Here is a 26803-nt window from a genome sequence, read left to right as displayed (position 1 = left end):
ATTGTCTATTCTAAACAATATCTTTTTGAATTTTTTGATACTTAGGCCACGCATATCACCGGCCCGGATCAAGGGCACTCAAATTGCTGGCTAACGGGACACAATCCTGAAATGAGACTGAAACGGTTGCAAAGTGTTTTATCAGAAGTATGCGTTTCTGGCTCCTGGTCCGTCGTTCACCATGTTGTTTTAATGGACACCCCATTATGAAGAATCTCTTATCTCTATTTAAAAGCAGGCTGTTAATGCCGGTATTCCTGGTTTTGATTGCCGCAGTTGCCTTGCAGATATTGATTAATACCTGGCTGACCCAGTCCCAGGTACAGGGACTTGCAGAGCAAATTCAAAGGGATTTGAACGACAGCACAGCCACCGTTAACGCCGAGCTTAAAGTGGCGGAAAAGGCGGTGCTGGAAAGGCTACAGTCCATGAGAAGTGATGCCGCCTCCCAACTGGGACAAAGCCTCAATAAAGCCTTAACGGAAACCCAAACCAAGATTGAATCTGACATCAAGGCCTCCATGACCACGAACGCACAGAATCTGGCGGATATTGTGGCAGCCGTGGCGGCCCCCTCAATCTGGGATCGGGACGTCCCCGTCCTGACCAGTCTGGCGGAAATGGCCGATGCCAATGAATCGGTGGTGTTTGCCGGCTTTTATGATCAATACGGCGAACGCCTCACCCGCTATGTGGACCGCACCGATGAACGCTTGAAAGAGTTAGTATCCAAGGGAACAGGTAAAGGCAGCCTGGGTAAAGCCATTAATGCGGCAGAGAATGATCCCTCCATTATTATCATTACTTCTGATATTTCTCCCAATGAAGTCTCCATCGGCAAATTCATCATGGGACTGAGTACCGATCGCATCGATCGTGAAATGCAGGTACTCAAGGGCGAATTTGAGCAATTGACCACACAAAGCCAACAGGCGGTATCCACCATTCTTGATGAGCAAAGCGGCCAGGTCTCCTCTCGTCTGGCACAATCCCTGGCACAGACCGAAAAAACCTCTACAGAGGCCAGTACCCAGGTGCTGGAAACCATCGACGGAGGTGCCAATCAGATAATCGCCAGCTTATTTATGACCGCCTTTATGTTGGGGATCGCTCTGTTTATTGTGATTGCGCTGATGCTTGGTGTCCGCGTCCTGCTGAAAGTTAACGTCCTGAAGAGTGCGATATGGGATATCGCCGAAGGCGAAGCAGACCTGACACAGCGAGCCAACGTCAGAGGCAAAGATGAAATCTCCCATATGGCGGAAGGCCTGAACCAATTTATCGCCCGCATCCAGAATATCATCATAGAGGTGGCCAAGTCGGCCCAGGCGGCCACTCTCAAAGCTGGAGAATTGACCGCCAACAGTGATCAGGCTTCCTCTGCCGTCAATAAGCAGAAGCAGGAAATCGACCAGATATCGTCAGCGATTACGGAGATGTCTGCCAGCATCCAACAAGTGGCAGAAAACGTTCAATATGTTGCCAATGACGTTGACCATGTGAATGCGGAGACCAAGGCTACTGCCACAATCTCGCGTCGCGTCAGCGGAACTCTGTCTGCCATGGTAAGTGAAGTGGAAGCTGCCGCCACTGTCGTACGAAAACTGGATCACCAGAGCCAGGAAATCGGTTCCGTGCTCACCGTCATTAAAAGCATCGCGGAGCAAACCAACCTGCTGGCACTAAATGCCGCAATCGAGGCTGCCCGAGCTGGCGAAAGTGGGAGAGGGTTTGCTGTGGTCGCAGATGAAGTCCGTAATCTTGCGAGCAAAACCCAGCAATCCACGACGGAGATAGAAGACATCATCACTCAACTGCAACTCGGCAGTGAAGAGGCCGTTGCCGCTATCGAGAACGCCTCGCAAAAGGTACAGGTATCCACTGAATCTTTCAGAGAAGCGGACCAAAACCTGGAAAATATTCAGAACCTGGTGAGTAATCTACACGGGCGAGCCACTGAGATTGCCTCGGTAGCGGAAGAACAAAGTGCCGTATCTGAGGAAATCACCCAGAACGTGACTCATATTGCTGATTCCGCAGAAACCACGGCCACCGCCATGCATAAGGCAGAACAGGCCAGTACGGACATCAGTCAGCAGATCAAAGCTTTAGAGGTTCAGGCATCACAGTTCAAAGTGTGACCCCAGGGATTAATGGAGGATGCCCTTCACGGGCATCCGTCATCGCTAAGATCGCTAAGATCGCTAAGATCGCTAAGATCGCTAAGATCGCTAAGATCGCTAAGATCGCTAAGATCGCTAAGAAAAAGACTAGCTCAGCGCGCTGTGCAGCGTGTGGAGCACGTCGTCTGTTTCATTCCAGCCGATACAACCGTCAGTAATGGATACTCCATACTCCAGGGGCTGTCCTGGACAGACTTTCTGTTTCCCTTCATTGAGGTGGCTCTCGATCATGACGCCCATGATCGGTGAATGTCCGAGGCTCAATTGACGGGCCACTTCCGCAACCACATTGCCCTGCTGGCGATAATCTTTACCACTGTTGTCATGGCTGCAGTCCACCATCATGCGGGACGACATGCCATGCTGCTCCAGAATCTTGCTGTACCGCTTCACAGAAGCTTCATCGTAGTTGGGCTTCTGTGCCCCGCCACGCAATACCAGGTGAACGTGAGAATTACCGAGAGTTCTTCTGAGCTGTGGACGACCACAGGCTGACAGGGTGGGATAAGCATGAGGGGCCTGGGCAGACTGCATGGCTTGAATGGCCACATCGACGCCACCGTCAGTTCCATTCTTGAAGCCTACTGTGGACGTGAGACCACTGGCCATCTCGCGGTGCAATTGACTCTCCGTAGTACGTGCACCAATGGCGGTCCAGGAAACCAGATCCTGGAGGTAATCAGAAACAATCGGGCTCAGAGCTTCTGTCGCCAGTGGCAGCCCCAGCTCTGCCAGGGAGACCATCAGCCGACGAGCCTCTGACAACCCCAATGCCATATCGTGACGTCCGTCCAGGTGTGGATCGTATACCAGCCCCTTCCATCCGACGGTGGTGCGAGGCTTCTCTACGTAGGCGCGCATCACCAGCAACAGTTTATCGCTCAACTGAGTCTGCAGTTGCGCCAGCTTGCGGCCGTACTCAATGGCGGCATCCACATCATGAATGGAACAGGGGCCGACCACCACCAGAAGACGCTTGTCAGTACCATCCAGAATGGCGTTGATCTGTTCCCGATGGGACTGCAATTGCAGCTGCAAAGTTTCCGATACAGGGTAACGCTCAGCCAGTTGCTGGGCAGAAGGTAAATGGTCTTCAGTCATGGACTCGGATACCGCACCGTTGATCTGAATTTCTGAATTCTTGAGGGTTGATTCTAAAATAGCCTGGTTCATCAGTATTACTCCTTTGGATTCGTTTCGCATTAAATTGTCTGGGTCATTTCACTTTCTGAATCTTATTTGCCTGAAAAGGCGGTTAGATTTAGTGACTAAACCGAGACTGGCACCACCAGCGAATCCAATAGAAGTGATAAGGTTCCCACCGCCGGAATACTGACTGCATTCTGGATGCTTCCACCTTATCTTGCTGATTTTCCTGACCTTTCATTTTAATTCCCGTTTTCTCAGGTTTTCCGGTTGTACCTAGTTGAGCGATCCTGCAGATCCGGGACATAAAAAAAGCCCCGAGGGTGCGACCTTCGGGGCTTTTGGGTTTCCGGAAGGCCGCTTGCTTAAGCGTTCCTTCCTGTAATTCTTTTCAGGCGGCGCGCTTAAAGGTTCTAAAAAAATAAAACCAAAAGTGCCAACCGCTAAAATAAGCGCCAGATGCAACAACACCTTCAGCCGCTGCTGAATGGTTGATTTTGTTGTTGATGAGTGCGCTTAAAGTATTCATGGGCCTGAGTCTATCCGCTAGCCGAGGGTTTCTGCAACCCTTAATTCGACATAATTAACATTTTTTCTCGATATCCGTGACTCGCCTCAACGCAATTCATCCAGCAGCTTCTTTTTGGCTTCATTAATCTTGGCCGCCAGATAATTACTGCCTCCCCGGTCCGGATGAAATTTCTGCATCAGTCTACGATGAGCCTCAACGACTTGCTCTTTGGTCACCTCTCCTTCCAATCCCAGGATATCCTTGGCGTCATCCATACTCATGGAACCATTCGAGCTTCTATCACGAGAACCGACATCGTCCACTTCGAACTGTGTCCTCCAATGCACCCCATAGGTTCGTTCAAAGTAGGTTTCCAGGACTTCAATGCTATCGCTATAGCCTCGCACTGCTGTCCGGTACAGATCGGCCAACTGCTGAACAGACATAGCGCTAAGCCTCTGTCCAGTATAGGTTCCCGTCAGTATTGTACCGTCCATAGCACCTGAAGCATGGTCAAGACTCATCCTTATCAAGCTGGTTTCCAGAGTTGATTCCTGCCCTTGCCCCATAGAGCTCTGAGCATTTCCCATGAGTTGCCTGATCACCGGCAGTGATTTCAATATCCAGGGCAACTGTCGCAGTATCAACAGAGCCGCCGCGCCAAGAGCTGCCAGAATGTGCAGTCTTCCTGTAATCACCAACATCAACAGGATGATGCCGGCCAGCCCCAGCGCGATATAGATCATCCTTTTCTGGCTGGGTGTGGAGGGATTCTTGAAAGCGTTATTGAGCAGATAGAACACTACTAACAACAGCGCAATTCCCAAAAATATCTGCACGTCGATAAATCCTTAGAATTTGTTTTTTTGACTAAATCAAAATAATACTCGCAGGTCTAAAATTAATACCCGCATGTCCACAATTATTACCCAAAGGCCGGAATCAGGACGACAGCCGGAATAGCATAATTATGTGACAGTGACATGTGACAAAGACATGTGACAAAACTATGCGACAGACTGGCATATGGCAGACCGATGCCGTCAACGCTTGGGTGAAGGCAACTGTCTGATTAATTCCAACGCCCGCGTATTCTGATGACGTCTGGCATAATCTTCCAGTGCCATATAACCACCAGCTGCGTATTCTGCGACAGCCTTCAATAACTCCTTCAGCTGCGCAACGCTCCCAGCGTCAAATCGACAATAGGCACCACCGGTCAACTGAGCCAGCTTGCGATACACCGCTTCCACCCTGGGATCATAACCTTCCTGGAAAATAAACAACGGCATTCCCAATAGCCCCAGTTGCCCCGCCAGCTTGTACAGGTCCTCAGCACTCTCTTCCAAGGCATCACCAACAAAAACAGCCGCATTCACTTTGTGCTGACGGGTTTCATTCTGCATATGCTGCAGTGTTCTTCCTAACTGAGTTTGCCCTGCCTGACAATATACCCGTGTCATCTCATTGGTCAGCCGTTCAGGCTGATCTACCCAGGAACTATGATAAAACTCCAGCAGTCCCCGGTAGTAGGCAAACTGTACTAACAAACCTGTGTCATGACCGGCAGCCAACAGCATTTCTGCCTGCAACTGGCTGGCCTGATCCCACAATGGCTGCCGGCTCATTGTCGCATCAATGGCAAACAGCAACCTTCCTTTACCATGCCGGGGAGCCGGTGGAGTTGATTTGACTTTTGCCAGAAACTGATCAATATCCGATCGTTTTGCCGGTGGCTTAGCGCCCTGTCCAGACATGGATAAAGTCCTCCTGCTGTTTCCCCCTAATCTGCTATCAGCACAAGCAAATATCAACCTGAACAGGCAAATATCGACACCCTGCGCGCCAAGAATGCCTCGCTCTCTTCATTCGCTGCGTAAAATAACTTAAAGTAAGCTCCCTGTTTAACACCTGACCAGAGGTATATCGTGATCGTTTATCAAGGCCATGAAGGCGCCTATTCCCACCTAGCCTGCAAGCATGTATTCCCCGATAAGGAAGCGCGGGCCTGCTCATCGTTTAGAGCAGCCATGGAGGAAGTGGAACAGGGCAAGGCTGAGTTGGCCATGATTCCTCTGGAAAACTCAACCGCTGGCAGAGTTGAGGAAATTTACCGCCTGATCCCCAAAATGAGCCTGTTTATCATTGAGGAGCATTTTGAGTCGGTCAATCACTGCCTGATGGCGCCCGATGGGGCAACCAAAGACAGCATCAAAACCGTATATTCGCACCCCCAGGCACTTGCCCAATGCAACGAGCATATTCGTCAACTGGGCTATAACCCGGTAGCGACTCTGGACACTGCCGGCGCTGCATTACAGGTCAGTCAAAGCGGCAAGACTGATGCCGCCGCGATCGCATCGAGTCTGGCAGCAGAGCTGTATCAACTGAACATTGTTGAACAGGGATTCCAGGATCAATCCGGCAATACCACCAGATTTATTATTCTCTCCCATGAGCAGAACTTACCTCCTTTGGAGCCAGGTGTTGCCTATATCACCTCATTGCTGTTCAAGGTCCGCAATATCCCGGCGGCTTTGTATAAGGCCTTGGGAGGGTTTGCCACCAATGGGGTGAATTTGGTGAAACTGGAAAGCTATATGCCCGGCGGCACTCTGAATGCCAGTCAGTTTCATGTGGACCTGGAAGGCCACATCAACTCACGCCAGCTTCAACTGGCGCTGGAAGAGCTGAATTTCTTTGCTGAAGATGTCCGCATACTGGGCACATACAGAGCACATCCCGCACGTGCCAGCCGCAGCTTTCACGATTAAACGATCATATACCGATGAGAAAACGGCAGCGGATTGAACGGCTGCCGCCCTCACCTGACGGAGTACCCGATACCATGACCCAATGGCTGAACGATATATCCATCTTCGCCGTCAACCTGGCACTGAAGGCCGGTGAAGTCATCGAAAAAGAGCAACGCCATGCGGCCTTTGAAACCCAGTTCAAAAGCCACCAGGAATTGGTTACTTCAGCTGATCTGAAGGTGGATGAGATGATTCGGAAAAGTATCCAGAGCAACTTCCCGGACCATGTCATTTTGTCTGAAGAAGGCGCCAACGATCTTTCCAAAATCAAGGACACCAATGCCCCGCTATGGGTGGTTGACCCTATCGACGGTACCGTCAATTTTGCCTACGGCCATAGCCAGGTTGCCGTTTCTATCGCCTATTTCGAAGGCGGAGAGGCCAAAGTGGGCGTCGTTCATGCCCCAATGCAGAAGGAGACTTTTCACGCTATTCGCGGTCAGTTTTCCCACTGCAACCACAAACCTATTTCAGTCAGCGGCGAATCTGACTTCCGTCAGTCCTTGATCGCCACAGGTTTTCCTTACCACAAGAATACGGTGCATCATCTGGTTAAGCGGCTTGAGGCCGTTCTCAGCGAATGCCGCGACATCCGCCGCATCGGATCAGCAGCTCTCGATATCTGCTGGGTCGCCATGGGTCGTCTGGACGCCTATTACGAAACCGTCAGCCCCTGGGACTTTGCCGCAGCCCGCCTGATTGCATCAGAAGCCGGAGCCCGCTGCGGCCACCTGGGCCCTGTACCTGACGACATTCCGGAAGAGTTGTATGGTATTGACAATATCATCGCAACACCAGCGATCTACGATAGGTTGAAAGAGTTACTACAGGAAGCTGATGCGCGGGAGTAATCCCGCTTTGCTGTAAATGGCTCCTCCTCTGACGCAAGGAACACCTGAGACCCCTCTCTCATCCCTATCAGTTTGAGTTAATACGTCAACGAGGCCCTCATGACCAACTCAACGACCGACACCAGCCCCTTTGAGAATAAGCGTGATATAAATAAGAAGGAGAGAGAGGCCGGACAGAAAAATGCGATCACAGGCTCGCTATTGGGCTTGATGGTGGGCGATTCTTTAGGCTTGCCTTATGAGGGAATTTCTTCGCGGCGAATCTCCAAATTGCTCAAAGACAGGCCAAGACAGCGCCTGATTTTCGGTAAAGGTATGATCTCGGATGATACCGAGCATGCCGTAATGACGGCGGCATCTCTCATACAGTGCTGGAATGACTGGAATCACGTTCAGTCCAGCTTAGCCTGGCGATTGCGCTGGTGGTTTTTACGTTTACCGGCCGGGATTGGACTCGCCACGGGTCGCTCAATCATAAAGCTCTGGTTAGGCTTTCCTGCGAAATACAGCGGCGTGTATTCAGCAGGAAACGGCCCCGCAATGAGAGCCCCGATTATCGGTGTTGCCTTAGGAGATCAACCTGAGGTGATGAAGCGCGTTGTCAAAGGCTCCACCGAACTGACCCACAAGGACCCTAAAGCGGCCATTGCTTCCTTAGCTGTCGCACAGGCTGCTTATCTGGCAGCTCAGGGCGAAGCAGTGACGATCCAGAGCTATCGCAATAGGTTAACTGAATTGCTGACCCGTGAAGACGAACTGGCAGTCAATGAATTCCTGTCACTTATAGATTCAATCGATAAAAATTCGTCTATGGACGCAGTGGGATTCGCCAAGGTGCTGAAGCAAGAGAGTGGCATTAGTGGTTATATCTATCACACCGTCCCGATGGTTCTATTCATCTGGTTAAAGCATCAAAACGATTTTTCAGGTGCAATAGAATCGATGATTCGATTAGGCGGGGATACGGATACCACCTCTGCCATTTTAGGCGGAGTGATTGGTGCAGGTATCGGTAAGGCCGGCATTCCAGGAGACTGGCTGGACAATATTGCGGATTGGCCCATAACGGTGCGCTATGTCGAAAAGGTCGCAGCCCAATTGCAGCAGTGCAAACAAACCAATTCCAAAGCGTCTATTCCACTCTTACCCGGACCATTGATTTTTATACGCAACATGGTCTTTTTGATGATCGTGCTGCTACACGGTTTTAGACGGCTACTTCCACCTTATTAGCGTTCACCTATACTTCTTAACTATGAAAGCCCGACAGGCGCTTCATTTTTGGGATGCTTAATGTAGAACTTCAGCCGGATCTCTTTCGTTACGCCTGGGCCAAGTTCGATATCCCAACCCAGCACGCCTTCCTTGGACTGATATTCTTTTTCTGTCGGTTCGGGGTTTAACTCCACACCTTTGACCTGAATAACATCTGTTTTGGCTACTGGAATATGGTCAATGTATTTAACCGTAATCGATTCATCCTTAAGGTTCTCAATCCTGGTGAGAAACTCTATCTCTCTCGCCACACTGGACCGATCCACCATCCCGAAAAAGGTCTCTGCTTTTTTATCGCTGACCTTTTGCCTTGAAACCTTCACACCTCGATCAGCCCCCAGGTTAAAGACCATCGGCTCTCCTGCCGCTTTGTCCTGAAGCAGTGTATTCGCGATATAACGCCCACCGTAGTAAACATTCACAGAGCCAGGGAGCAGGTTGCTATCCGGTTGCACGGCACAGACGAAATAGGTGTGCGAATCAATTTTTGGGACGGAGTAGTGATAGAACTTACAGGGGAGCTTTTTCTGCATAATGGGCAAGGTTGCATCGTCGCCGCCCGAGTTAATCTGAACCCGCTGCGGTAAATCAAACTCAAAGGAGATCCCCTGCTCCCTTTGTTCAGCCTGCATGAAGGCCGCAGGAGCGGGCTCTTCCAGATCTTCCAGCATTTCTCCAGCAGCCGCAGCGCCAAGCATAACTTCGTGAGCAACGGGACTAGCGACGGGCATAGGCGGTGCACGGTAGATATCCAGTAACCAGCTATTCAAATTTGGCAGACGAGCGCTCTGGATAGCCACAGCATTGGAGATACTGATTTTGGTATTGGGCCAATCCTCACCGGTGCGCTGGGCTATTTTGGCAAATTGTTGCAGAGTAATTTCATCAGAATGACGATCTACATCGAGCTTATATATAGGTTGCCAGCTGGCCAACCCCACGTTGTAATAGATATCGAGCTTGGCTGTTTGCTCTTCGTTGCTCTCAAATATCACTTCGATCAGCTTCAGGCTTTTTTTGTCAGAACGGGCTTTATCCTTTAGCTTCTGGTCAATCACACTTATGGATTCATCGCGCGCTTCAATCCCGGCTTCAAGCTCTGTAACGCTTTGAGTGACGTCCTCATAACCTTCGGAAATAAATCCCATGATTTCGCGCATCTTCTCTACCGAAACCAGTGACGTTTGAATTTCTTGCGGCACTTGGACTTTTGAAAATTTCGAGATCGAATCAAGAAATTCCCGGCGCTTGAGCTCGTTCTCCTTCTTCTGGTCGAGCAATTGACGCTCTCGTTGCAATTGCTTCTTGTCCGCTTCCAGCTGCATCAGCTCTTGCTGTCGGAACTGCTTCTGCGGAACTTCCTTATACTGCACACCCACAATATTGCCATTGGCATACACCTCTGCTTGCACAGTATCGCCAAATACCTTAAACGCCGTTACCTCCACCGAGATAACATTCATGCCTTGCTTCAGTTGGGTCGAGACTGAACGTTTGACCTGTGCCTGGTCTGCAAATACGAGCACACTATCTATGGTGTTATCAGCACCGGATTCTAGAATGTTTTCTGGTTCTACATGGGCATGCATAGCAGTCGTCCTTTTATTTCTTAGGCGCTCTAGTCAGGACTTTCCATCCATCCTCTGTTTCAGCGACGTAGGTATTGAAATAGCTTACAAACCCACTTTCAGATTCACAATCCTCAGTCGCAATAAAGATATTATCTTGATGATGCCTCAATAACCCCAACTCGCAGCTCGCCTCGCTGAAATCTGGAAATCCGTATTCTCTAATTTCATGCCGATAGGTTAGTTCCAGCACTTCCGCCGCTTGAATAACCAACCCAGGGTCCTGATCAAATGAGTCTCCCAGGTCTCTTAGCATTAGCTTTGCCTCCTCCTTGAACCCTTTCACCGCAACGGCCGCTTCTATATTCTTCGCCCTATATGCCTCAATCAACAACGCCATTGCCTCAGCAGCACCGGTGTATCTGTCTTTTTCCAGCTGCTCCTCACTTACCGTCGAACAACTGGAAACCATCAGTGTCGCAGACAAAACGATGACTGCCGAAAGAGAACTATTTTTACTTGAGAGTAGGGGAACCATCCTCAATGTATTGGTATTGTCCATTACCTATTGCTTCCTTTTTTAATGACAAACCCTTCAATGCGGGAAATTTAGAGCTTGCCCCGAGGACATACTGTGCCAGCTTTACCAAGTCCAAGTATTTTGGCTTGTGAAATTCACTCGCTAGTATGTCTTTCTAAAATCCAGGCATAACGTGACAATTCCACCTTCCTGCCCTTCCAATTTCTGATCTTGAAATATCATGAACAGGCTACTGTCTGTATCAAAATGAAATTCAATTTCATCGTACTTATATATTAACGGGGTTTTCCTTTTTCCAAAGAAGCCCCCCACATCATCAGGATCTCCAAGTTTCCCTTTCACGGACTCTTTAGTGTCTATTTTTGAAAGAGACACCACTCGCCCCCTAATTTCTAGTATTAGTTCTTTTATGTTCATATTGGACCCTAACGCTTTGCACACCTGCACTAAACCAGATATTTCTTCGCTCGTAATGGTATGTCCTTCAATTCAATATCAAACCTCTGCAACCAGGATTTGATCCGATGAGTATCATTGGTCTGTTTGCGGCGTAGACGGGAACGATCAAAGAGCTTACGACCCGCTTCGGCATAGGAAGACGATTGTTTGATTGTATCAACCGCCAGAGTCAACGCATGAAGGTCAATCGCATCGATATTGCTAAGCGTGGTCTGGTCAATACAATCCAGAGCCGACTTATCCCCAACACATTCCCCAGTAGTATTGTCGCCGAACCAAATAGCTTTAAGTCGACTGATCTCTCTTTCAACATCATCCGTTCGAATAATGCCGCCATCGGACAACGTCGTCATTCTTCGGACACTGGCAATCAGATCACGGAAGTTTCCGCTCCATATAGCATCCTGATGCGAAGAAAATTCCACAAAGCGCCTGCGGGCATCCGAGGCCATACGAAAACGCTGATCAAGGGCTCGACTGACCTGATCAAGCTCGTAATCCAGATTAGGCTCCAGGTCTTCGAGGCGCTCTTTTAACCCCGGCAAAGTAAAGGTCCACAAATTTATCCGCGCCAGCAGATCTTCTCTAAAGGTTCCTTGCCGGCAGGATTCACGTAGATCGCGATTAGTTCCGGCAATCAGTTGAAACCTGCTTTCCTGCAGACGGTCACTTCCCAACGGATAAAATGACTGGTTTTCTATGGCAGACAACAACATGGCCTGCTCCTCAAGCCCCAACTCACCGATTTCATCCAAAAATAGCAATCCGTTATTCGCGCGCTGCAGCAGGCCCTCTCTGTTTTCAGACGCGCCGGTAAACGCCCCTTTTTTATGGCCAAACAACGCCGACATAGCATTGTCCCCCATCAGAGTGGCACAGTTGATCTCTACATAATCGCCGCTAATTTGAGATGATTTATGCTTTAACGCATAAATTCGCCGGGCAAGGTCTGATTTACCCGCACCGGTGGGGCCCATCAACAATATTGGATAGGGACTACGCCGACTGATAATTTCCAGCTCCTCGATCATTTGATTGAATTTCAGATTCAGTGTTGGAATGCCTCTTTTAAGATCATTCTCTTCAGCCTCTTTTTGCCGACGCACACGTTCTGCAACCGCATCATATTTGGAAAGATCCAGATCAATCACCTGAAACCTGGCTTCCCCGCCTTTTTCTCCTGGTGCGGTTTGAAGGATTTTTCCAGGAAAATAATGCCCTTCCACTAATTTATAGATACAGATCTGCTGAATATGGGTTCCGGTTGTAATATGAAAAAGATACTCGTGGTCAGGCTTAAAGTTGACCACCTCCTTCTCAACAAAATCAACCAAAGTGAGATGCACCTCAGCCAGCTCCCATGGATCAGCAAATCCGACCTGATGAAGACTGACGCAAACGTCACTATTTAGTTTCTGGATATCCTCCTTCACTTCCTCTGCCAACGCCCTCTCGTTGTCATAGAGCAAATGTACTTCAGAGACATTATCCATCAGGGCCAAAGACACCGTCGGCCGCCATCGGCGTTCAAATCTTTTTTCATATGCTCCCCGACGCTTTGACGCTTTATCCAATCTCTGCCCGACAATGGAATATATAACCTTTGAGGATGTCATCGCTCTTTACACCTACAGATAAACAATTATCCAAATTTGTTCCATGAATCACGGTTGTTATTTCATCAGTGTCATTCAAAGCACAACAGAATATCAAAATTTATAGTTTTGATATAAACACTATTTAAATAGATACCTTTATTGTTCACTTGAATAGAAATTTTCTCCTCAATTCTCACAATTTTGGGACTTTTCAAAAGTTGGCACGGAAAGTGTTAATACATATAAAAATTGCAGATGTAAGCACGAATACAAACAAGCTGCCTAACATCATTAGCAGCTAACTGTTTTTAAGAACTTTGGAATTCAGCATGAGACATGAACTTTTCACAATCTATTGGCCAACCGGCAAAGGCAACTATCGCCTTTGTGCCAATAGTATACGTGCGCTCAGTAATAGCGCCGCTGAAATGTGTCGACTGAATCTCCATGCTAAGCATGACATACAGCAAAGCAACTTGACTGATCCCTTCTGACTAGACGTCTGGAGGGTCACATGCGCCCTCCAGGATATCTGTTAATACCCGGAAACCTGGTGGGCTTATTGAGACACCAGGTTTTTTTGTGCCCGGACAACCGTGATAAGAACGTCCCGGATCCGGACACAAATCTGACTTAACAATGAAATATCGGATGGGCTGTCGATGGAGAGACAAGCAGACTGTAAATCTGTAGCCAAAAACTGCGGCGGTTCGAATCCGCCCCCATCCACCAGATGAATCGTGTATTCGGTAGGTTGGCAGAGTGGTAATGCATCGGATTGCTAATCCGACGTCTTGAAAGAGGCGCGTTGGTTCGAATCCAACACCTACCGCCATTATCAGTGTATTAACACATCGATATTTAGCACATCGATGAGCAAGTGAAACGAATTGTGGTCCTGTCGCTTAACAGGTTAAAGCACCGGCCTCATAAGCCGGCAGATGCAGGTTCGAATCCCGCCGGGACCACCAGATTTTGGGTTGATAGCTCAATTGGCAGAGCAAGGGCCTTTTAAGCCCGAGGTTGAGGGTTCAAATCCCTCTCGACCCACCAGAATGTTCCGGAATAGCTCAGTGGGTAGAGCGGGCGGCTGTTAACCGCCAGGTCACAGATTCGAGCCCTGTTTCCGAAGCCAGATATTGAGGGTTTGGCCGAAAGGTGAAGGCGCAAGACTGCAACTCTTGTTTCTGTCAGTTCGAATCTGGCAACCCTCTCCATCTTTTGAAAGATGGCAAATGATATACCCGTGTAGCTCAGAGAACAGAGCGCAGGTCTACGAAACCTGAGGTCGATGGTTTGACTCCATCCACGGGTACCAATTTAAACATGAGCGCAAGTGACGGAACTGGCATACGTACTGGTCTTAGAAACCAGGTTTTAGGGGTTCGACTCCCCTCTTGCGCACCAATTAACAGATCCAAAGGATCATTTGGCCGCTGGCGCAATGGGCAGCGCATCTGACTTTGACTCAGAGGGTTCCCGGTTCAAATCCGGGGCGGCCAGCCATTTGCATTATGGTGATCGTAGCTCAATGGCAGAGCGCCTGGTTGTGGCCCAGGTGATACGAGTTCGATTCTCGTCGATCACCCCAAATACTTTTAACCATATATTTAGCAACTGCACAGCATTTACAACCAAGCTTTAACAAAAGGAGCCAGCCGCTCAAAGACGCTGTTATTGTCATGAAGTACCCACTAATTCTGAAAATTACCTCAGGCGGCCAACCTCAAAGTTGGCTAACAGTGCACCAGGCCGCCCAACACCTGACAGCAGGAAGAGTCTCCTGGTCATTTGGCGAGACAGATATTGTCCTGAAAGGCGGTTTCAACAAAAAGGGATCCCAATCCTCTCTGGTGATACCTGCCATTCTGGCCAGCAGGAGCGACTACGCACGTATCGCGCAGTCCATCCCGTTGACCCGCCACAATCTGTTCGCCAGGGACCGATATACATGCATGTACTGCGGGGATATTTTTCCAGAGAGAATACTCACGATTGACCACATTATCCCGACAAGTCGCGGAGGGCATCATACCTGGACAAATACCTGCGCCAGCTGCATGGCATGCAACCAGCGCAAGGCAGCCCAAACTCCGGAAGAAGCTGGCATGGCACTACTGTCAGTACCTTATACTCCTAACCGATACGAGTATATGTATCTGCGCAACCGCGCAATTCTGGCAGATCAGATGGATTATTTGTCCAAAGGGTTTCGGAACTTCGTCGCCTGATAAGACACTGGCTGGGCTTACCCAACGACCCCCAGGGTGAACCCGGCCATTACTTATCTATTCAAAACAGCCTTCATGTCAGGAAAACGCTCGCTTGAGAGGAGGTATTCTCTGTAGCACCAACATATCCATGGCCAATATCACCAACACTGCGATCCCGGCCAACGGAAAAGCCAGACACAAAGCCAGCCCGATACAAATAGCCCCTTTCCAGAGAGGCATATCTATCGGCATTGGAGGTGCTACCAATCGTCCCGCTTTCGCAGGACGGCGCTTCCACCACATCACCACCCCACTGACACACACAAAGATGACTGACAGACAGAAGATTGTATTCAGCGCAATATTCCAGATTCCCATATCTCCTTCGTGAAAAGCGATTGAAACAGCCATGACCTTTCCACCTGGTGAATAATCTTCGTATTTCACATCGGCGAGAATTTTTCCGGTATAACGATCCAGATGCATCGTCCGGTCAGAAGAGGGATTTGTGGTATCGTCACTCATTGAATCCTGTGAAAGCGTCCAGACTCCTCCCTCCCCCTGAGGAAGGTTTACCTGAAACCGGCGCTCTCCAAAACCAACCGTGTAACCAAAAGCCACAACAGTATCAAGACTAATGGGTGTCCCAGTGGGCATACCTGTGACGCCAGCGACAGAGCCGGACTCAGGCATCGGAGTTTGTTCCAGCGCCCAGGGAACTTCCTTGATTGCGCCATGATTCATTGAGGCGTGAATATCATCGGACAACGGGACGTTATCCCATTTCTCCGCGGGAAAAGTGCTCCAGGCCTGCACGAACTTTTCTCCCCAGATTCCCGACCACGACAAGCCGGACAATAAAAAGACCAGTAATACTGCCGAAATATAAAAGCCAATACTTTGATGCAGCGTTTTCCATAGGGCACGACCTCTCAGCCTCAAATCCGGTATCAAAGTTTCTGCAAAGCTTGCCCCGTTTCTTGGCCACCAGAGATATAAGCCCGAGACAATCAAAACCACCCCCAATCCCGCGGCAATTTCGATCAACCTGTCACCAACATCACCTATTAGCAATGAACCATGTATATCATTTGCCAGATCATACAACCCCGCCCTTCGCGACCATGTATCAATATGCTCACCGGTGTAGGGGTTAACGGCTACCATAAGCGCCTCGTCACCCATATCCACCCGAAACAACGCTGCCCCATCTACATCCAATGGCCCGATATATTTTTTCAGCACTCCGCCGGGGATGGAGCTAACGGCCGTTTCTGCCTGCATGGAAACGGCGATAGGATCTCCCTTGGGTTGTACCGCATATGCCTTTTCTCCGTCGCGTCCGTCGATAACACTCGTCCAAAGCATCATCAATCCTGTTACGGCCAGCACGCACAGGAAGGGGATAACATAAAGCCCGGCATAAAAGTGCCAGCGCCATACGGCACGATAGAATTTTTCAGTCAGATTGGCTTCCTGGGTGGGTAAAGGTGAATCATGATCCGTTGCCATTTTTTTATTCCCTATACATTGTCATTCTTATCACCCCCGGGGATTCACCTCCCTGCGGGCAATCAGAATAGTAAGGCGTGCAATAAGGGAATGCCATATCCCAAGCGGATAAGCGACTAGAGATTTTTACTCATGCAATTTGGATAGAATACCACCCGATGAGGCGTAGCAGAATTGCGGGAATCTGAAAGCCCCACACTAATATAGATAGCCTGATATAGATTTCAGACTATCTATAGGCGGCTCTTCTTTTTGGTAGTGTTAACCATCTCCAGCACCTGACGGGTACAAAAATAATCATGGGCCAGATCAGAAAATATAACAGGAAGGTGATTGGCGCGAAGTTCGGCGTCATCTGTCCGAACAGCAGAATAGTAAGCTCACGCTGCCGCTCTCTGTCAGCAAGCAGGTTCTCTATCGGCCAATACAGCATCGCAATCAAGTCATGACCGTATTTGATCGGCAGCAAAAATGATGCGCCGATCAAAACGATAGCAATGGCTATTGCGAATATATATTCGAGAAGGAAACTTTTAATCACAAGCTTCTCACTCAGACCGAGCAATTCCCTGCCATACGATATCCCACTGAACCGGCCAGGCAGACGTAGGATCGTACTTGAATTGAGTTCTCACAAAACGCTGAAGCGTTCCCTCAATGACACTCACCAGCAATTGGGCGGCAATGGTACTGGAGACCTTCAACGAAACTTGATTTTGAATCTCAGCATTTCTGATCAGGCTGCGAAGCTCGGTTTCCAGACGGTCGGTAAGTCCTCGGGCACGCTGTTGGGTCCGGGGATTTTCACCCACCAGAGCCTCACCATTCATCAGACAGCTGAGGCCAGGGTTACGTTTGGCAAAGGTCAGCCACAACATGGCCACTTTATTGACTTTGTCCTTCAGGCTATCCGTTTCGCCGGCGATCACATTGATGCGACTGAACAGCGCTTCTTCCATAAATTCCAGCAATGCTTCAAACATTTTCGCCTTGCTGGGAAAATGCCGGTAAAGCGCAGCCTCAGAGACGCCAACCGCCTCCGCCAATTTTGCAGTGGTAATACGAGCACCACTTTGTTCCTGCAGCATGATTGCCAGACATTCCAGAATCTGCTGCTTACGCTGACCTCGTTCGGGTTTCACTATATTCTCCAGATATACTGCTTCAAGAGATGTTGATTATTAGTAGTTATCAGACAGGGCGGTTCCTTCCTATCCCTTACCGGAGAGCCGGCGTTGAATTTGCAGTTGCGGCAGGATCATCTACCTGATCACTCACAACCGCACAGATGCGTCCTTTCATCTGTGTTTAAAGGATTGAGTCAATGCACAGAGTAAAAACCGTACAGACTAAAAGAAAGTCCCATCAATCGGGGAAGAGGCACTAGCGTACAATTTACGCGGCATCCGTCCCGCAAGATAAGCTTCCCGACCACTTTCAATGGCCAAACGCATGGCGCGCGCCATACGCACAGGATCCTGCGCCGCAGCGATGGCGGTATTCATCAGAACACCATCACATCCCATCTCCATCGCAACAGTGGCGTCGGAAGCCGTCCCTACCCCCGCATCCACCAGAATCGGCACATTGGCATTTTCCAGAATGATACGAATGTTGTAAGGATTACGAATTCCTAAACCAGACCCGATAGGAGCTCCTAAAGGCATGACCGCAATACATCCTATTTCCTCAAGCTGCTTGGCCACCAGAGGATCGTCACTAGTGTAGACCATAACCTGGAAGTCTTCCTTTACCAATTGTTCGGCAGCTTTCAGAGTTTGTACGACGTCAGGATACAGAGTCTTCTGATCTCCCAGCACTTCCAGCTTTACCAGATTGTGACCATCCAAAAGCTCGCGGGCCAGTCGACAGGTACGAACAGCATCATCCGCGGTATAACAACCCGCAGTATTTGGCAGCAGGGTGTATCGCTCCGGAGAAATTACATCCAGCAGGTTAGGCTCATCCGGATTCTGTCCCAGGTTGGTTCTACGTACGGCCATGGTAACGATATCCGCACCGCTGGCCTCAATAGCCCTGGCGGTTTCATCCAGGTCTTTGTATTTTCCGGTGCCGACCAGCAATCTTGAGCTATAGGTCTTACCGGCGATAACGAGAGGTTTGTCTTGTCCAGGTGTGTTTTGTGTCATGAGATGTATGCTCGTGTTCTTATTGGGAGAAGAGATTGGAATGAAGTTCAGACGGGAAATCAGCCTCCGCCCACAGCACCAACAACTTCGACAACATCACCATCATTCAGCAAGGTTGTCGGGTGCAGGCTTTTAGGCAGTATTTCCTGATTCAGTTCAACGGCCAGGCGCTTTCCGGAAATACCGAGCTGCTGCAGAAGTTCAGTCACGGAAACAGAGCTTTCCAATGCACGGATCTCACCGTTTAGACGGATATTCAGCATAAAGGAATCTACCAGCTATTAATTTTTTTGTGATGATTGTTTAATTTATTTGTGATGATTGCTGTATCCGGTTGGCAATGACCGGTCAGGTATCTGAAGGGGAGCGACTTTCTACAGCCCCCCACAGCACCCCACTACCCCAAAGTATCCAGCCGATGATCAGGCTCATTCCCCCAACTGGAACCCAGGGACCCGATAACTGAATGATCCCGAAAGATTTGAGGTATAGCAGACCACAAAACAAGATCAGACCAGCAACGAAGCAGCCGCTGACCAGCATGACCAACCGTCGATGGCATAAAGAGGCCAGCAGACTAAGCAATACTACCCCAATACCATGCAAAGTATGGTAACGAAGTGCAATCGCAAATGTCGATGCGCCTTCCGGATAATGTAGCTGGACAATATGACTCCCTACGGCCCCCATGGCCACAGAGGTTCCGATCAGGATTAAACCAATTCCCAATCCAATTCTCTGCCGAGGCGACAATGAAGCAATAAATGCCGTAGCACCCACACTATTCATTTCAGCGACTCCACCCTACTCATCCCGATTACTCAACCTTCTCCTTTGCATGGCTTTCGACCTCGATGTATTCACCGGTATCGACATTCATTGCCCGCAAAACACCACCCCAGACACAACCGGTATCCAGTGCATGACATCGCTCAATGCCCGTTTTTCCCTGAATCGCGGCCCAATGACCAAATAGGATAGTGAGCTTGTCTTCACGGGGATACATGAACCAGGCCCTGAACCCTTCCGGCGCAGTTTCCAATCCTTGCTTGTGAGTCAACTCCAAACATCCTCCGGCATCCAGAAAACGCATACGAGTGAGATAATTGGTGATGACCCGCAGCCTTTCCATTCCCAAGAGACTTTCATCCCAACAATGGGGAAGGTTGCCATACATGGCATGAAAAAAATCTATGGCATGAGAACCACGAACCACTTGCTCCACCTCACCGGCAAGGCGCAGTGTTTGATCAACATTCCACTGCGGCGGAATCCCCGCATGAGTCATCATCAGATGACGAGACTGGTCGTAGTATGCGAGAGGACATTCTCTGAGCCACTCCAACAGAACCTCCGCATCCTCTGCCTCATACAGGTCCGACAACGTATCTTTCTTTTTGCTTTTCTGGCGACCGAAGTACACCGCCAGGGCATGCAGATCGTGATTCCCCAAAACAGACATCACAGAGTGCCTGAGAGAATAAATCAAACGCATTGTCTGCAACGACTCAGGACCACGATTAATGAGGTCCCCGGCGAATAGAATCTGATCCGATGCCGGATCAAAGTTCAGCTTATCAAGCAGGCGTCCCAGGGCATCATAGCAACCCTGAACATCCCCAATGGCATATACGGACATGTGGCTTCCAGGTCAGTGGAGTGTACGCGGTGTAGAGAGTACAAAGCGGGGAATGGGCGCGATGAATTCATGACCGTCTTCCGCCTTCATAATGTAATGGCCCTCCATGGTACCGACTTCCGTTTCCAGCACACAACCGCTGCTGTATTCATAGGACTTTCCAGGCGCAATCACAGGCTGCTGCCCCACCACACCGTCACCAGTCACTTCCTGTTGGCGGTGATCACTATCCGTGATTAACCAACGCCGACTCAATAGCTGAGCGGCTTTCACTCCCCGGTTAATGATGGTGATATGGTATGCAAACACATAATGATCGTTTTCAGGATCAGATTGCGAAGGAATATATTGGGTGCGCACTTGCACCTTGATGTCGTAAGTGGGGGATTCTTCGCTCATGGCTCCCAGTCAGTCTTCAGTCAATGGATGTTCCAGAATATAGTCGGCAATTTTGACAAAATCAGCCACACCAAGAGTTTCTGGACGGGCTTGTGGGTCTATTCCCAGCAATTCCAGCGCTTCTGCACTAATCTCCTTTTTCAGGCAGTTTCTTAGTGTCTTACGGCGCATGGCAAATGCCTGCCTGACTACACGTGACAGCAACTTCTCGTCTCTACATGGAAACGGCTTTTCCTGGTGCGGCTCCAGCCTCACGATAGCCGACCAGACTTTTGGAGGGGGATTAAAGGCACCCGGCCCCACATTAAAAATCGATTCCACGCGACAATAATACTGCGCCATGACACTTAATCGGCCGTACTGACCATCTCCAGGTTTGGCAGCCAGACGATCCACCACTTCCTTCTGCAGCATAAAGTGCATGTCGGTCACAGACGGTCCTATTTCCAACAAATGAAAGATCAGGGGCGTGGAAATATTGTAGGGAAGATTCCCTACCAGACGAAACGGATGCCCCTCCTTGATCAAAGTCCGGAAATCAAACTTCAATGCATCCGCTTCAATAATATTGAAATTGGGATAGTTAAAAAACTTGGTCCGCAATACAGGCACCAGATCCCGATCCAGTTCTATCGCGGTAAAGGGTACGCCGGAATCCAGCAGTGGCTCCGTCATCGCTCCCAGTCCCGGACCGATTTCCACCAATTGCTCTTCAACTCGGGGATTAATGGAACGCACGATGCGGTCAATCACCGTCATGTCATGCAGGAAGTTCTGACCAAAGCGTTTTCGGGCCTGATGCCCTACCGGCTTACGCGAACCTCGGGAAGAGTTTTTGGACATCCGATTACTCCATGGATGGCGATTGACTCGCCTGGCTGGCCACCATATCGATAGCACATTGCAAGGCGGTTTTCAGACTGCCGACATCTGCCTGGCCGGTACCGGCCAAATCCAGCGCTGTACCGTGATCAACAGAAGTCCGGATCATGGGCAGTCCTAAGGTAATATTGGCGGCTTTTCCGAAGCCCTGATATTTCAAAACAGGCAGTCCCTGATCATGATACATGGCAAGAACAGCATCAGCCCGATTCAAATATTTCGGTGTAAACAGCGTGTCCGCGGGCAGCGGCCCAATCAGGTTCATACCTTTACCACGCAGGCGATTGAGACAGGGCTCGATAATATCGATCTCCTCACGCCCCATATGCCCACTTTCTCCGGCATGCGGGTTTAGGCCCGCAACCAGTATGCGGGGCTGCGGAATTCCAAATTTGGTCTGCAGGTCATGATCCAGAATAGTCAGCACCTGCTCCAGTCGCTCATCGGAAATAAGCCCTGAAACTCGGGATAAAGGCACATGTGTCGTGGCCAACGCCACTCGCATAACGTCCGATGCCAGCATCATGACAACCCTGGGTACCCGGGTGAGCTGTTGCAGAAACTCGGTGTGTCCGGTAAATGCGATACCCGCTTCATTAATCACGCCTTTATGAACAGGTGCCGTGACCAGAGCATCAAACTCCCGACTGAGACAGCCGGTGATACTCCTCCTCAGGGTATCAAGAACATACTGGGCATTAGCCGGCGTCAGAACTCCCGCCACCGGATTTTCCTCACATACAATAGGCAATACCGTGGCAACACCGGAACGGGAACTGATGCTTTCATGACGCGTAGCCGCAAATGCCTGGGCATCATAAAGCTCAATTTCCAGCGGCAGATCCAACATTCTGGCTCTCTCCCGCAACATCTCGGGATCACATACCAACACCAACCGCACAGGCCAGCTTTGTTGCAATAATTGGATACAAATGTCCGGCCCAATGCCTGCCGGCTCTCCCGGCGTGATCGCAATGATCATAAAAAACCTTTGTTATTTGGAACTGCTCGTTATCAAGAACTACTGGGGCCTATATTTTCAACTCGACGAATGCTTCGTCACGGATTTCACCCAGCCAGTTCTGCAGCTCCTCCTCATAACGACGGCGATGCAACGCTTGCCTGGCCTGGTTGGCCTGCAGCTGATCGCCAATGTCCGCTGTGCGTCGTTCCTCGACCTGAAGAATATGCCACCCGTAGGGCGAACGGAAAGGCTTACTGATCTGGCCAATTGCTGTCTGATCTACCATCTGTTCAAACTCCGGCACCATTTCACCAGGGCTGACCCAATCCAATGAACCACCCGCACTGGCACTGACCGCATCATCAGAATTCTCCTTGGCCATTTCAGCAAAGTCTTCACCGGCAAGCACCCTCTTATAGAGTTCGTCTATGGTTGCCTTGGCCGCCTGATCGTCTCGCACCTCGTTTGGCATAATCAGGATATGCCGGACTTTGGCCTGGGTTACCAGCTTACTGGTACCGCCACGTTTGTCAGTCAGTTTGACCAGGTGAACGCCGCCACTGGTTTCAATCGGCGGCGAAACCTCTCCAGGTTGCAGCTTGGGAACCACTTCAGTAAATAATGTCGGCAGCTCATCACGCTTACGCCAGCCAAGATCACCGCCATCAAGCGCAGTGGACGAAGAAGAATAAGTCGCAGCCAGTTCAGCAAAGGAACCACCGGCCTTCAACTTATCAATAATCTCCTGGGCCAAAGCCAGATTGTCACGACCACTATCATTGCTCAATAGTATATGAGCGATCCGGTACTCTTCCTGACTATTGGCTTTTCCTGCCGCTGATTTCAGGAAGTCTTCCACTTCCTTTTCAGTGATACGGACCCGTGGATTAACCCTTCTCTGCTGCACCCGGCTTATCAACATTTCCCTTTTAATCTGTGCTCGAGCGCCCTGGTAAGTCACACCGTCTTTGGCCAATTGCTGCTGAAATGCGTCCAGGCTCAATCCGTTTTGTTGCGCAATACTTTCCATCGTCTGGTTCAATTGAGAGTCGCTGATCCTGACCCCTAGACGATCAGCCATCTGCAACTGGATCTGTTCCAACACCAACTGATCCAGCAGTCGCTCACGCATAACCTCTTCAGCGGGTAACGGAGTTCCCTTCGCCAGGAACCTCTGCTTGAACATAGCGACCCTTTCGTCCAATTCCGACTGCAGCACAACACCGTCATCCACGATGGCGATGACCCGATCCAGCGGTTTGACTTCCGCCATCAATTGCCCGCTAAACAGTCCCATCAGGACAACCAGCAACGCAGGAAAACAATACTTCTTCAACATAATCAACAGGCTTTTATTCATTGGAATGCTTCAACATGCACTTAAGTAAGGTCTTACTTACCATTGATAACGCTCGTCCCGGTAGGATTCACGAGCGCTGTAGTTTTTCAAACCAGAGGACAGAGCCGATTCGTCGCCGGTTCCCAGCCCTCCCAGCCCACGAAGCTGAAAACGCAGAAAAATGCCGTGATCCAGCCGGCTCTCATTATTATCTTCATCTTCCAGGAAGCTGCGTGCCACCAGCTGCATACGCCAACAACAGTCGCTGTATTCTACACCTGCCAGGGTACCAATGGTACGATGCCTGCGCAGGTCAAACAGCCAGCGGCCCAGCAAACTGACAGAGTCAGAAACCGGGAACAGAGTCGACACATCAGTCTGCTCGATATGATCATCCGGATCAGAATCCGTCACCGAATAACGATGACTCAAATTCAGCAGTTTTCGATATTCCGGATCATGAAAGGACAGCGTGGAAGTTCCTTTCTCGGTTTTGGATTCTTGTGGATCCCACAATCCGCTCACCTTGATATCCATATTCTGATTCGGACGCCACAGCATTTCTCCGGCATAGGAGGATTCACTCTCGTTCACCTCTCCACTTCCGCTCAGATCAACATCACCTTTTCCGTAGTAAAAGATCTGCCCAAGACTCGCCCGAAACACTTCGACCCCGGTTTCCATATCATTGAAGCGGGTTGTGATGCCCGCACTCAAACGATTGTTGTCTCCAACCCGGTCGCCACCGACAAAGCGGTCTTCCTGGAACAAACGGGAATAACTGAAAGTCGGCACCGAACTATCAAAGTCCGGGATATCACTTTGCTCGGTATAGTCCGAATAAACGTAGAACAGACGGGGCTCAAGAGTCTGGTTGTAATCATGCCCAAACATCTCTGCATGTCGGTCAAAATATAATCCGCTATCTACCCGGTAAAAAGGTACGGTCCGACCAACATGACTGTCGTTACCCTCTGGCTCATCCTCCAACAGATAGTCCGTATGATCCAACCGAATACCGGGCTTGAAATATCCCCATACAGGACTAAGGTCAAGCTCCAGATCAGGCTGGGTACGCCAGCGGCTGCCATTGGTTCGTTTCAGACCGGAGAGGTTTTCATTCTCTCGCCAGAAATAGGTATATTCGGAATTTACCCCGTAGTTGAACCATTCGCTGCTGTCATTCCAATCAAGCGTCAGTTGAGGCAGTTGGTAATAGGGGTAGTCACTTTCAGCGACACCATCATCAATGGTCTGGTACCCGGAGACCCGGCTGCGGAAGGTTAGCGTTTCCCCTCCATAGTTGACGTCCCACAATCGTTTGATATGGGAGGTTTCCTCGATCTCCAGAGTACGGTTAAGGTCATTGAGGTATTCATTGTCACCGACGGCGTTGTAATCAATGCTGGAACGCCAGCCTTCCGCGATTCGGTAACTGTTTTGGAAGTCCAAGGCCCAACGGTTCCCATTGTTCTCATCGGGAAACTCTTTCAGGAACTCGCTGTCATGATGGAGGTATCCCAGCCTGAGCTCGGAATAACTGTTTTCAGTCAGCCAACGGCCTTCCACTTCATTTAACAGCCCGCGCCCATGGATATACCTGGGCGAGTAGGTCGCATCGAAGTCTGGCGCCAGGTTGAAATAATAGGGAACCCCGAAACTGAGCCCTCTTCCGGTATTCGAGGTCCCAATCGTGGGAAACAGAAAGCCGCTCCGGCGGCGATCATCAATGGGAAATGCCAGATAAGGGAAGTAAAGTACCGGCACATCCAACACTTCCAGCCGCATATGCTTGGCATTGCCTTCGCCTTTATCTCGATCCAACACAATTTCGCTTGCCACCAGGGACCAGGCGCGACTATCTGGGGAGCAGGTTGTGAAACTGCCGTATTGGATGATGACCTTTTGTGTGCCGATACTGGACAGAGAATCTGCCTCGCCTCTGGCATGCCGGTCATACAATAGATAGGAAGAATCTTCGAGGGTGAAGTCCGCAGAGTTCAGATCATAGCTTGCAGCGCTGCCGTGCATGGCCAGTCCAGAGGAGCGGCCGGTGATATGGCCGTCAATATTAGCCACATTGGAACGCCGGTCCAACGTGGCTTTGTCAGCCCGCAACCACCAGGTTCCCTGCTGTAGTTCCACATTCCCCCAAAGTTCAATATTGCTTTCAGGGTCTGCCGTCACCCGATCAGCCATTGCTTTGAGCAGAGTAGAATTCTCTTCCACACGGTAATCGGAGAAACCGTACTCAGGTTCCACATAGGTTCCGTGGCAGTATGGCTCTAAATCAGTCAACTGCGATTCCGTCAGTTGATCCCGGGCCACCCAGTCCTGCGAAGCGGCAGTCAGCTCTTCCGCCCCCGCAACAGCGGCAGGCAGCAGACAAGCGCCAGCACAGGCCATCAGCAGACGCCGGAAATTATCAGCCTCATAAGTTGCCCTGTTTTTCTGTCGTATCAACCAAACTGCCCGGTTCAGCTTGTGTTCTATCATTCAGCCCCAGATAACGATGCGGTTCATAACCAAGAGAAGGGTGTGCCTCTTGCCGTAGAGGTCTTTGGACCCTGCAAATTCCCAAAAGGAACACATGATACTCATGCTCAGGTGCCCAGTACAGCAACCTTGTAACAATGACGAGGATTTAACCCGATTACACCCTCCCCATAAAGTCGGGCTAAACTGATTAAATACGCCTATGGCAAAATCCGGTATCGATAAGTTTTGTTCGCCTTTCATAATCAAGAAAACAATTCA

The 26803-nt window shown here is 49.8% G+C and carries 25 protein-coding genes and 10 tRNA genes; 15 read left to right on the top strand and 20 right to left on the bottom strand.

Annotated features, from left to right (window positions below; translation table 11 throughout):
• Positions 1-206: 206 nt before the first annotated feature.
• Positions 207-2141 carry a methyl-accepting chemotaxis protein gene (locus tag BTA51_RS20795; protein ID WP_094710820.1) on the top strand — a complete coding sequence of 645 codons (1935 nt, stop codon included), beginning with the start codon at positions 207-209 and terminating at the stop codon, positions 2139-2141.
• 129 nt (positions 2142-2270) lie between these two features.
• Here BTA51_RS20795 and BTA51_RS20790 read toward each other — a convergent pair whose 3' ends face one another.
• From BTA51_RS20790 to BTA51_RS20780, 4 genes are all read right to left on the bottom strand, one after another.
• Positions 2271-3356: a 3-deoxy-7-phosphoheptulonate synthase gene (locus BTA51_RS20790; protein WP_094710818.1), complete on the bottom strand. Its 1086-nt coding sequence runs from the start codon at positions 3354-3356 to the stop codon at positions 2271-2273.
• 364 nt (positions 3357-3720) lie between these two features.
• The gene (locus tag BTA51_RS30250; protein ID WP_168188241.1) at positions 3721-3858 is read right to left on the bottom strand and encodes a hypothetical protein; all 138 of its coding nucleotides are present in this window, start codon (positions 3856-3858) and stop codon (positions 3721-3723) included.
• An 86-nt stretch (positions 3859-3944) separates the two neighbouring features.
• Positions 3945-4679 (bottom strand): molecular chaperone DnaJ, encoded by a 735-nt coding sequence (locus tag BTA51_RS20785; protein ID WP_094710816.1) that lies wholly within the window; start codon positions 4677-4679, stop codon positions 3945-3947.
• 204 nt (positions 4680-4883) lie between these two features.
• A complete protein-coding gene (locus BTA51_RS20780) occupies positions 4884-5597 on the bottom strand; it encodes a hypothetical protein (protein WP_094710814.1) in 714 nt (237 codons plus the stop codon).
• Positions 5598-5768: 171 nt separating this feature from the next.
• Here BTA51_RS20780 and BTA51_RS20775 point away from each other — a divergent pair, with 171 nt between their 5' ends.
• From BTA51_RS20775 to BTA51_RS20765, 3 genes are all read left to right on the top strand, one after another.
• Entirely contained in the window at positions 5769-6614 is an 846-nt protein-coding gene (locus BTA51_RS20775) for a prephenate dehydratase (protein WP_094710812.1), read from the top strand.
• Positions 6615-6688: 74 nt separating this feature from the next.
• The gene (locus tag BTA51_RS20770) at positions 6689-7507 is read left to right on the top strand and encodes an inositol monophosphatase family protein (protein ID WP_094710811.1); all 819 of its coding nucleotides are present in this window, start codon (positions 6689-6691) and stop codon (positions 7505-7507) included.
• A gap of 99 nt (positions 7508-7606) precedes the next feature.
• Positions 7607-8740 carry an ADP-ribosylglycohydrolase family protein gene (locus BTA51_RS20765; protein WP_094710809.1) on the top strand — a complete coding sequence of 378 codons (1134 nt, stop codon included), beginning with the start codon at positions 7607-7609 and terminating at the stop codon, positions 8738-8740.
• 20 nt (positions 8741-8760) lie between these two features.
• Here the strand turns inward: BTA51_RS20765 and BTA51_RS20760 are convergent, their stop codons facing one another.
• From BTA51_RS20760 to BTA51_RS20745, 4 genes are all read right to left on the bottom strand, one after another.
• Positions 8761-10371 carry a mucoidy inhibitor MuiA family protein gene (locus BTA51_RS20760; RefSeq protein ID WP_094710807.1) on the bottom strand — a complete coding sequence of 537 codons (1611 nt, stop codon included), beginning with the start codon at positions 10369-10371 and terminating at the stop codon, positions 8761-8763.
• Between the two features lie 13 nt (positions 10372-10384).
• Positions 10385-10912: a hypothetical protein gene (locus BTA51_RS20755; RefSeq protein ID WP_094710805.1), complete on the bottom strand. Its 528-nt coding sequence runs from the start codon at positions 10910-10912 to the stop codon at positions 10385-10387.
• A gap of 120 nt (positions 10913-11032) precedes the next feature.
• A complete protein-coding gene (locus BTA51_RS20750; protein WP_094710803.1) occupies positions 11033-11308 on the bottom strand; it encodes a hypothetical protein in 276 nt (91 codons plus the stop codon).
• A 29-nt stretch (positions 11309-11337) separates the two neighbouring features.
• Complete coding sequence (locus BTA51_RS20745) at positions 11338-12966, bottom strand: RNA repair transcriptional activator RtcR family protein (protein ID WP_094710801.1); 1629 nt, start codon at positions 12964-12966, stop codon at positions 11338-11340.
• A 631-nt stretch (positions 12967-13597) separates the two neighbouring features.
• Here BTA51_RS20745 and BTA51_RS20740 point away from each other — a divergent pair.
• The 11 genes from BTA51_RS20740 (at position 13598) to BTA51_RS20690 (ending at position 15179) form a co-directional block, all read left to right on the top strand.
• A tRNA-Tyr gene (locus tag BTA51_RS20740) sits at positions 13598-13680 on the top strand.
• Positions 13681-13696: 16 nt separating this feature from the next.
• Positions 13697-13783, top strand: a tRNA-Ser gene (locus BTA51_RS20735).
• Positions 13784-13842: 59 nt separating this feature from the next.
• Positions 13843-13919, top strand: a tRNA-Ile gene (locus BTA51_RS20730).
• Positions 13920-13925: 6 nt separating this feature from the next.
• Positions 13926-14001, top strand: a tRNA-Lys gene (locus BTA51_RS20725).
• Positions 14002-14007: 6 nt separating this feature from the next.
• Positions 14008-14083 (top strand) — tRNA-Asn (locus BTA51_RS20720).
• A 6-nt stretch (positions 14084-14089) separates the two neighbouring features.
• Positions 14090-14165 (top strand) — tRNA-Cys (locus BTA51_RS20715).
• A 25-nt stretch (positions 14166-14190) separates the two neighbouring features.
• Positions 14191-14266 (top strand) — tRNA-Arg (locus BTA51_RS20710).
• A 12-nt stretch (positions 14267-14278) separates the two neighbouring features.
• A tRNA-Leu gene (locus tag BTA51_RS20705) sits at positions 14279-14355 on the top strand.
• Positions 14356-14378: 23 nt separating this feature from the next.
• Positions 14379-14454, top strand: a tRNA-Gln gene (locus tag BTA51_RS20700).
• A gap of 11 nt (positions 14455-14465) precedes the next feature.
• Positions 14466-14539, top strand: a tRNA-His gene (locus BTA51_RS20695).
• A gap of 91 nt (positions 14540-14630) precedes the next feature.
• Positions 14631-15179: an HNH endonuclease gene (locus tag BTA51_RS20690; RefSeq protein ID WP_094710799.1), complete on the top strand. Its 549-nt coding sequence runs from the start codon at positions 14631-14633 to the stop codon at positions 15177-15179.
• A 78-nt stretch (positions 15180-15257) separates the two neighbouring features.
• Here BTA51_RS20690 and BTA51_RS20685 read toward each other — a convergent pair whose 3' ends face one another.
• From BTA51_RS20685 to BTA51_RS20630, 12 genes are all read right to left on the bottom strand, one after another.
• Positions 15258-16673 (bottom strand): PepSY domain-containing protein, encoded by a 1416-nt coding sequence (locus tag BTA51_RS20685; protein ID WP_094710797.1) that lies wholly within the window; start codon positions 16671-16673, stop codon positions 15258-15260.
• Between the two features lie 229 nt (positions 16674-16902).
• Positions 16903-17214 carry a hypothetical protein gene (locus BTA51_RS20680; RefSeq protein ID WP_141215645.1) on the bottom strand — a complete coding sequence of 104 codons (312 nt, stop codon included), beginning with the start codon at positions 17212-17214 and terminating at the stop codon, positions 16903-16905.
• Positions 17215-17221: 7 nt separating this feature from the next.
• Positions 17222-17815, bottom strand: coding sequence for a nucleoid occlusion factor SlmA (gene slmA / locus BTA51_RS20675; protein WP_094710793.1), 594 nt, complete (start codon positions 17813-17815; stop codon positions 17222-17224).
• A 207-nt stretch (positions 17816-18022) separates the two neighbouring features.
• On the bottom strand, positions 18023-18823 hold the full coding sequence (locus BTA51_RS20670) for a thiazole synthase (protein ID WP_094710791.1): 801 nt from the start codon (positions 18821-18823) through the stop codon (positions 18023-18025).
• Positions 18824-18882: 59 nt separating this feature from the next.
• Positions 18883-19086, bottom strand: a complete 204-nt coding sequence (gene thiS / locus BTA51_RS20665; RefSeq protein ID WP_094710789.1) for a sulfur carrier protein ThiS — start codon at positions 19084-19086, stop codon at positions 18883-18885.
• An 85-nt stretch (positions 19087-19171) separates the two neighbouring features.
• A complete protein-coding gene (locus BTA51_RS20660; RefSeq protein ID WP_094710787.1) occupies positions 19172-19612 on the bottom strand; it encodes a DUF423 domain-containing protein in 441 nt (146 codons plus the stop codon).
• A gap of 28 nt (positions 19613-19640) precedes the next feature.
• Positions 19641-20462 (bottom strand): symmetrical bis(5'-nucleosyl)-tetraphosphatase, encoded by an 822-nt coding sequence (locus tag BTA51_RS20655; RefSeq protein WP_094710785.1) that lies wholly within the window; start codon positions 20460-20462, stop codon positions 19641-19643.
• A gap of 12 nt (positions 20463-20474) precedes the next feature.
• Positions 20475-20861 carry a Co2+/Mg2+ efflux protein ApaG gene (gene apaG, locus BTA51_RS20650; protein ID WP_094710783.1) on the bottom strand — a complete coding sequence of 129 codons (387 nt, stop codon included), beginning with the start codon at positions 20859-20861 and terminating at the stop codon, positions 20475-20477.
• Positions 20862-20870: 9 nt separating this feature from the next.
• Positions 20871-21704 carry a 16S rRNA (adenine(1518)-N(6)/adenine(1519)-N(6))-dimethyltransferase RsmA gene (gene rsmA / locus BTA51_RS20645; RefSeq protein ID WP_094710781.1) on the bottom strand — a complete coding sequence of 278 codons (834 nt, stop codon included), beginning with the start codon at positions 21702-21704 and terminating at the stop codon, positions 20871-20873.
• Between the two features lie 4 nt (positions 21705-21708).
• A complete protein-coding gene (gene pdxA / locus BTA51_RS20640) occupies positions 21709-22725 on the bottom strand; it encodes a 4-hydroxythreonine-4-phosphate dehydrogenase PdxA (RefSeq protein WP_094710779.1) in 1017 nt (338 codons plus the stop codon).
• A gap of 49 nt (positions 22726-22774) precedes the next feature.
• Complete coding sequence (locus BTA51_RS20635) at positions 22775-24067, bottom strand: peptidylprolyl isomerase (protein WP_094710777.1); 1293 nt, start codon at positions 24065-24067, stop codon at positions 22775-22777.
• A 36-nt stretch (positions 24068-24103) separates the two neighbouring features.
• The gene (locus tag BTA51_RS20630; protein WP_094710775.1) at positions 24104-26542 is read right to left on the bottom strand and encodes an LPS-assembly protein LptD; all 2439 of its coding nucleotides are present in this window, start codon (positions 26540-26542) and stop codon (positions 24104-24106) included.
• Between the last annotated feature and the right edge of the window lie 261 nt (positions 26543-26803).

This window comes from Hahella sp. CCB-MM4, assembly GCF_002260525.1.
In the GTDB taxonomy this organism is placed as follows: domain Bacteria; phylum Pseudomonadota; class Gammaproteobacteria; order Pseudomonadales; family Oleiphilaceae; genus Hahella.
This window is presented reverse-complemented; position numbering and strand designations above follow the sequence as displayed.